General features: G+C 70.2%; 7 protein-coding genes. 2 read left to right on the top strand and 5 right to left on the bottom strand.

Annotated elements, in window-relative coordinates:
- Positions 1-7: 7 nt before the first annotated feature.
- The 5 genes from AC2VNT_RS00970 to AC2VNT_RS00950 all read right to left on the bottom strand — a co-directional run bounded on the left by AC2VNT_RS00970 (position 8) and on the right by AC2VNT_RS00950 (position 4,914).
- Entirely contained in the window at positions 8-280 is a 273-nt protein-coding gene (locus AC2VNT_RS00970; RefSeq protein WP_486945080.1) for a hypothetical protein, read from the bottom strand.
- 135 nt (positions 281-415) lie between these two features.
- Complete coding sequence (locus tag AC2VNT_RS00965; RefSeq protein ID WP_486945079.1) at positions 416-1,297, bottom strand: alpha/beta fold hydrolase; 882 nt, start codon at positions 1,295-1,297, stop codon at positions 416-418.
- Positions 1,298-1,419: 122 nt separating this feature from the next.
- A complete protein-coding gene (locus AC2VNT_RS00960) occupies positions 1,420-2,586 on the bottom strand; it encodes a DUF4185 domain-containing protein (protein ID WP_486945078.1) in 1,167 nt (388 codons plus the stop codon).
- Positions 2,587-2,593: 7 nt separating this feature from the next.
- Complete coding sequence (locus AC2VNT_RS00955; protein ID WP_486945077.1) at positions 2,594-3,646, bottom strand: aspartate-semialdehyde dehydrogenase; 1,053 nt, start codon at positions 3,644-3,646, stop codon at positions 2,594-2,596.
- Between the two features lie 2 nt (positions 3,647-3,648).
- On the bottom strand, positions 3,649-4,914 hold the full coding sequence (locus AC2VNT_RS00950; protein ID WP_486945076.1) for an aspartate kinase: 1,266 nt from the start codon (positions 4,912-4,914) through the stop codon (positions 3,649-3,651).
- A 410-nt stretch (positions 4,915-5,324) separates the two neighbouring features.
- Between AC2VNT_RS00950 and AC2VNT_RS00945 the strand changes: the two genes are divergently transcribed.
- Together AC2VNT_RS00945 and AC2VNT_RS00940 are read left to right on the top strand one after the other, a co-directional pair.
- A complete protein-coding gene (locus tag AC2VNT_RS00945; RefSeq protein WP_486945075.1) occupies positions 5,325-5,600 on the top strand; it encodes a hypothetical protein in 276 nt (91 codons plus the stop codon).
- Positions 5,600-6,139 carry a hypothetical protein gene (locus tag AC2VNT_RS00940; protein WP_486945074.1) on the top strand — a complete coding sequence of 180 codons (540 nt, stop codon included), beginning with the start codon at positions 5,600-5,602 and terminating at the stop codon, positions 6,137-6,139. Before AC2VNT_RS00945 ends, AC2VNT_RS00940 begins: the two co-directional genes overlap by 1 nt.
- The last annotated feature ends 103 nt before the right edge of the window (positions 6,140-6,242 follow it).

The raw sequence follows: 6,242 nt of genomic DNA, 5'->3' as shown, positions 1-6,242 counted from the left end.
TGTCGCGTTACCGGCCGGGCGCGACCGACGCCGGGGCCTCACCCGGTCCGGGGTGCGCGTCCTCCGGCATCGCCGGCCCCGCCCCCTCGTGGTGACTCATCGAATGATGGCAGTGGTGCTGGTGCCCGCCACGGCCGACGTAGGCGCCGGTGAAGAATATCGTCGACACGATGAAGACGATGCCGGCGACGATCACCACCCAGGCGGCGAACCGGTACAGCCAGTACGGCTTCTGCTGGGTCGGGGCCGGATGGCTGGTGTGTTCGGGTGAATCAGTCATGAGGGACATCATGCTGGACCGAACACCGGCCGGCGATAGGTGCCCGCTATGTAGTAGCTGTGGATCGCGTCCGGCGCCCCGGCCAGCCGCTGGCGGGAGCCGGCGCCATCGCGGTGTCGACGACGGCGTGGAGCATCAGCTCGCAACCGGCGGACGACCCCGGCGCCCGGCGCGGATCAGCACCGAATCCACCGCGGAGTGCAGCCCGGGGGTGAACGTCTGGTGGCCCAGCGTGCAGCAGGCGTGTCCGGCGTCGACGGTGATCACGTGCGCATCCGGGATCTGGCCGGCCAGCCAGTGCTGGTGGCGCGGCGGGATGAACTTGTCCTTGGCGGGCACCACCACCGAAGTGGGGACGTCGATCTCGGTAATCCAGGATCTGGAGTCGAACCGGACGATCTCGGCCAGCGCGCGCAGTATCGCGCTCTTACTGGTCGCCTGGAACTCCCCGAACACCCACCGGTACGGGTGCGGCATCGGTGTGCCCGCCGCGCCGGCCCCCGCCGGCACCCCCGCTGCCGACCGCGCCGGCCGAGGAGTGAGCGTCTCGAGCAGCGCCGCGAAGACGGCGGTTCCCACCCGCATCGGGGCGGCCTCGGCGAAGGTCGCCGCCCCGGCGCAGAGCACCAGACCGTCGACCCGGTCCCGGTGCTGGCGCCACGCCAGCTGGGCGATGAGCGAACCCATCGAGAAGCCGACCGGGATGAACGTGTCGATGCCCAACACATCGGCGAGCGCCGCGGCGTCGTCGGCGCAGTCCTCGAGCAGGAACCTCGGCGAGGTGATGCCCGAACCGTGCCAGCGCTGGTCGAAGATCACCACCCGGCCGAACCAGCGCATCACCTCCAGCGACGGGTACCAGGTCAGCATCCCGGTGCAGGCCACCGAGTGCAGCATCAGGAAGGTCGGGCCGTCACCCGGACCGGTGTCCAGCACGTAGGTGCTGCCCCGCCCGGGCAGCTCGACAGTCCGGCCTTCCGGAAGTTCGCGAGGGGCAGCTACTTCGGGCAGTTTCACCGCTCGGAGCGCCGACGGAAGGCCGGTGAGGCCGGACAGAATGTCGATGCCTCATTCAAGCACAAGCTGGGTGACGTCGGTGCCGGCTGGGCCGGTTCGGTGTCTCGTGTCCGCGGGGTCAGCTAGGGCTTGAACGGGTTCACCGCGAACTGGATCACCCGGTACGGCGCCCGCTCCCGCGGGTCGGTCCGCCACTGACTGACGAAGATCCGCAGGTCGTTCAGCGTCGATCCCGGTGAGATGTAGCCGCCGTAGGGCTGGGCCAGCCGGTTGTCGAACGGGCCCGGCAAGGTGTCGGCGGGCACCGGGGGCTCCGGCCATTCGTCGTGCCGTACCACGGTGGTCACCGGCGCGCTGCCCAGCAAGGCGGGATCGTCGGCCACCCGGACCTCCATGTCCCAGTTGCCGGCGTTGAAGTAGGACAGCACGGTCTTGCCGTCGATCTGCCGGATGCTCATCTCGCCGACCTTGTCGGGCCAGAGCGGGGTCGGTGTCTTGTTCCAACCGCCACCCGGGCCGGCCGCCCAGCCCTGCCAGCGGGACCGGTCGGTGAACGCGTCCGGGGTGGCGCGGTAGAGCACCGCTGGCTCCTCGCGGTGGAAGTTGTCGGCCACGATGTACACCCAGCCGGCCGGCGAGTCGGCGGTCGGCACCGGGTCGTAGTAGCCGGCGATCTGGGATTGCCGCCCGCCCTGGTAGCCGCCGTCGCGCACCGAGTCCGGCACCGTCTGCCACCGGCCCTGCGCCGGATCGGCTCGAACCAGCCGGGTGGTCTGCGGCACCAAACCCTTGGCGGTGGCCACCAACAGGTAGTCGTCCCGGTTGATCGACACCACCCCGGCCGGCAGCTGGGAGAACCCGGCCGGGGTCGGCTCGGCCAGCAGCGGCTGGGACACCCCAATCACCCCGGTGTAGCGCACCCCCGCCGGGTCGTCGATCGACTCCCGGTCCACGCGCAGGGCGATCGGCGAATGCCAGGGGCCGAAACCCACCCCCTGCCCGGCGAAGCTGTCCCCGCAGATCTGCAGCACCTCGCTGGGGAAGTCGACGAAGTCGCACAGGTCGGTGGCGCCGATGTCGTAGTCGGCGGTCGGTGTCCCGGTGCCGGCCACCGAGGCGACCCGAATCACCTGACCCTCGACGAGCGGGAACAGTACCGGGTGTGGCACCGGCGCGACCGGGTCGGCGGCTGCCGACGGAATCAGCTGCGCGCCAAGGAGACCGGAGATCGACGCGGTGATCAGCGTGCGGCGCAGGCTCCGACGGGCGGTGGTACCGGCGAGACGCATCCGCGGATCATAGCTCGGCCAGCAGCTCGGCGATTTGGATCGTGTTCAGCGCGGCGCCCTTGCGCAGGTTGTCGCTGGAGACGAAGAGCGCCAGCCCACACCCGTCGGGCACCCCTGGGTCCACCCGGATCCGGCCGACCAGCGAGTCGTCCACGCCGGCGGCGGCCAGTGGGGTCGGCACGTCGACCAGTTCCACACCGGGCGCACCGGCCAGCAGCGCGGTGGCGCGCGCCGGGCTGATGGGCCGGGCGAACTCGGCGTTGATCGAGAGCGAGTGGCCGGTGAAGACCGGCACCCGCACGCAGGTGCCGCTCACCGCAAGCTCCGGGATGCCGAGGATCTTGCGGGACTCGAACCGCAGCTTCTGGTCCTCGTCGGTCTCACCGGAGCCGTCATCGACGTAGCTACCGGCCAGCGCCACCACGTTGAAGGCGATCGGCGCGACGTACTTCTTCGGGGCGGGGAAGTCGACCGCGCCGCCGTCGTGCACCAGCTTCTCGGCGCCGTCGGAGACCACCCGGGTCTGTTCGGCCAGCTCCTGCACCCCGGCCAGGCCGCTGCCGGAGACCGCCTGGTAGGTGGAGACCACCAGCCGGGTCAGCGTCGCCTCGTCGTGCAGCGGTTTGAGCACCGGCATCGCAGCCATCGTGGTGCAGTTCGGGTTGGCGATGATGCCCTTCTTCAGCGGCCAGGCGTCGCGCACGTCACGGGTGACGTTCACCTCGGAGACCACCAGCGGCACGTCGGGGTCGTTGCGCCACGCCGACGAGTTGTCGATCACGATCACCCCGGCGGCGGCGAACCGCGGCGCCTGCACCTTCGACATGGCCCCGCCGGCGGAGAACAACGCGATGTCCAGCCCGGTCGGGTCGGCGGTCTCGGCGTTCTCCACCTCGATCTCCACACCGCCGAACGGCAGCTTGCGCCCCTCCGAGCGCGGGGATGCGAAGAGCCGCACCCGCTCAGCGGGGACGCCGCGCTCCTCGAGCAGCGTACGCATCACCTGGCCCACCTGCCCGGTGGCGCCGACCACGCCGATCGAGAGCTCCCTGCCCGCCACGGCTACCGCCCGGTCCCGGCGTAGACCGTCGCCACCTCGTCGCCGCCGAGGTTGAACGCCTGGTGCAGCGCGACGACGGCCTTGTCCAGCTCGGTGTCGCGGCACAGCACCGAGATCCGGATCTCGGAGGTGGAGATCAGGTCGATGTTCACCCCGACGTCGGCCAGCGCCTCGCAGAACGTGGCGGTGACGCCGGGGTGGCTGCGCATGCCGGCCCCGATCAAAGACACCTTGCCGACCGCGTCGTCGTAGAGGATCTCGGTGAAGCCGATCTCGCCCTTCAGTGACTCCAGCTTGGCCACCGCGGCCGGCCGGTTGTCCCGCGGGCAGGTGAAGGTGATGTCGGTCTTGCCGCCCTCGACCTTGGAGACGTTCTGCAACACCATGTCGATGTTGATGTCGGCTTCGGCGATGGCCCGGAACACCTTGGCCGCGTTGCCCGGAACGTCGGTCAGACCGACGACGGTGACCTTGGCCTCGGTGCGGTCGTGGGCGACTCCGGTGAGGATGGCGTCTTCCATGGGCATGTCCTTGATCGATCCGGTGACGATGGTGCCCGGCTTCTCCGAGTAGGACGACCGGACGTGAATCGGCAGATGGTAGCGGCGGGCGTACTCCACGCAGCGCAGCATCAGCACCTTGGCGCCGCAGGCGGCCAGTTCGAGCATCTCCTCGAAGGTGACCGTCGCCAGCTTCCTGGCGTTGGGCACGATCCGCGGGTCGGCGCTGAAGATGCCGTCGACGTCGGTGTAGATCTCGCAGACGTCCGCGTTCAGCGCCGCGGCCAGCGCCACCGCGGTGGTGTCCGAGCCGCCCCGGCCGAGCGTGGTGACGTCCTTGGTGTCCTGGCTGACCCCCTGGAAGCCGGCGACCAGCACGATCTGATCCTCGTCCAGTGCGGCCCGCAGCCGGCCCGGGGTGACGTCGATGATCTTGGCCTTGCCGTGCGCCCCGGTGGTGATCACCCCGGCCTGCGAGCCGGTGAACGAGCGGGCGTGCGCCCCGAGTGCGTCGATGGCCATCGCCACCAGCGCGTTGGAGATGCGTTCGCCGGCGGTGAGCAGCATGTCCATCTCCCGGGCCGGCGGCGCCGGGCTGACCTGCTGGGCCAGGTCGAGCAGGTCGTCGGTGGTGTCGCCCATCGCCGAGCAGACCACGACGACGTCGTTGCCGGCCTTCTTGGTGGCGACGATGCGCTCGGCGACCCGACGGACCCGCTCGGCGTCGGCCACCGAGGATCCGCCGTATTTCTGCACGACGAGCGCCACTGTCGTCCTTTCTCGGGAATCCGTCCCAGGATAGGGGAACAACGTCGACCGGTTCATCCTGCGTCTGGCGGGGCGGGCGCTAAGTTCGGATACCCTGCTCCCCCGGATCACGCGGCTCTTCTCGGTGATATCGCTGGCTGCCGCGTCACTGGCCGCGACCCTGACCGGGTGCGCGCCATCCCGCGTACATCCTGGGACACCCGCACCCGTATCCGTTCTGGGGCCACCGGGGTTTCCGGAGCTGTCCCGGTTCACCGCCGTCGACCCGAAACCGTACGTGCGGCAGGTGCTCAAGGCCACCGAGATCGGGTTCACCACACCGACCCTGACCTGCTCCTGGCCGTACCAGGACGCCCATCCGCAGTCGACGCAGCCATTACGGCGTGTCCTGCACCGGTGTCATCCCGAGCATGCCGGCGAACGCGGCGGAACCGATGCCGGGATCCCAGTGCGACCGGATCGGCATGCCGGGCACCCGGCGGACCGACGCCGGCGTCCGGGCCTACCTGTTTGCGCGGGGCGGCGGTGGCTGTCCCGCCCCGTACGAGGATCGTCGGCTCGCGCCGGGATCCAAGCTCAGTTCCAGCGGCATCACCTGCGCGGTCACACCGGGCGGTGTCGCCTGTACCGATCCGATCATGAATCACGGTTTCGTGTTGTCGTCGGCGGGCAGTTGGGCGTTCTGATGCGCTGCCGGTTCGGCGTCGCCGCCAGGATCGCGATGGCGCTCACCGCCGTCGCCGCCGGTGCGGTCGTCCCACCGGCGCCGCGGGCCACCGCGGAACCGGAGCAGACGCTCATCGGGTTCAGCCTGGACCGGCCACCGGTGGTGACATGGCGCCTCACCCGGGCCGACCTGGGCATCCCCGACGGCTTCTGGATCGGCGCGCCGTTCGCCACGGCCGGCGGGCACGCCTACCTGTTGAGCGGATGCAACCCCTCGTGCGCCGACTACGGCGGGCAGTGGATTTCCGGTATCGACACGGCCACCGGGCAGCAACTGTTTCCATCGTTCGGGATCGCAGGTACCGCCAACACCAAGTGCTACCAGAGCGGCAGCGAAACCGCGCTCTGCCTCGACGGCCACCGACCCAACCGGGTCTGGGCGCTCGACCTGGCCCGGGGTGCGGTCAGCCATCGGGGTGAGACCGACCTGGACGGCGGGTATCTCTTCTTCGTGCTCGGCGACCGCCTGCTCGGTGGCCATGGCGCGGGCGGAATCTGATATGGGGGGAAGTTTGTCAAGAGGGCAGGGTGAAGCGGGGGGCGCACCCGGCGTCGCGGCCGCCGGAGGGGTGACCAGCAGAGGTGGGGGGGGGAAAGAGCGT

This window comes from Mycobacterium sp. TH-M15 (genome assembly GCF_057473705.1).
This window is presented reverse-complemented; position numbering and strand designations above follow the sequence as displayed.

Excerpts from the sequence above, each read along its gene's own strand:
- AC2VNT_RS00945 (WP_486945075.1), top strand. The coding sequence starts at position 5,325 with ATGCCGGCGAACGCGGCGGAACCGATGCCGGGATCCCAGTGCGACCGG.
- AC2VNT_RS00940 (WP_486945074.1), top strand. The coding sequence starts at position 5,600 with ATGCGCTGCCGGTTCGGCGTCGCCGCCAGGATCGCGATGGCGCTCACC.
- AC2VNT_RS00970 (WP_486945080.1), bottom strand. The coding sequence starts at position 280 with ATGACTGATTCACCCGAACACACCAGCCATCCGGCCCCGACCCAGCAG.
- AC2VNT_RS00960 (WP_486945078.1), bottom strand. The coding sequence starts at position 2,586 with ATGCGTCTCGCCGGTACCACCGCCCGTCGGAGCCTGCGCCGCACGCTG.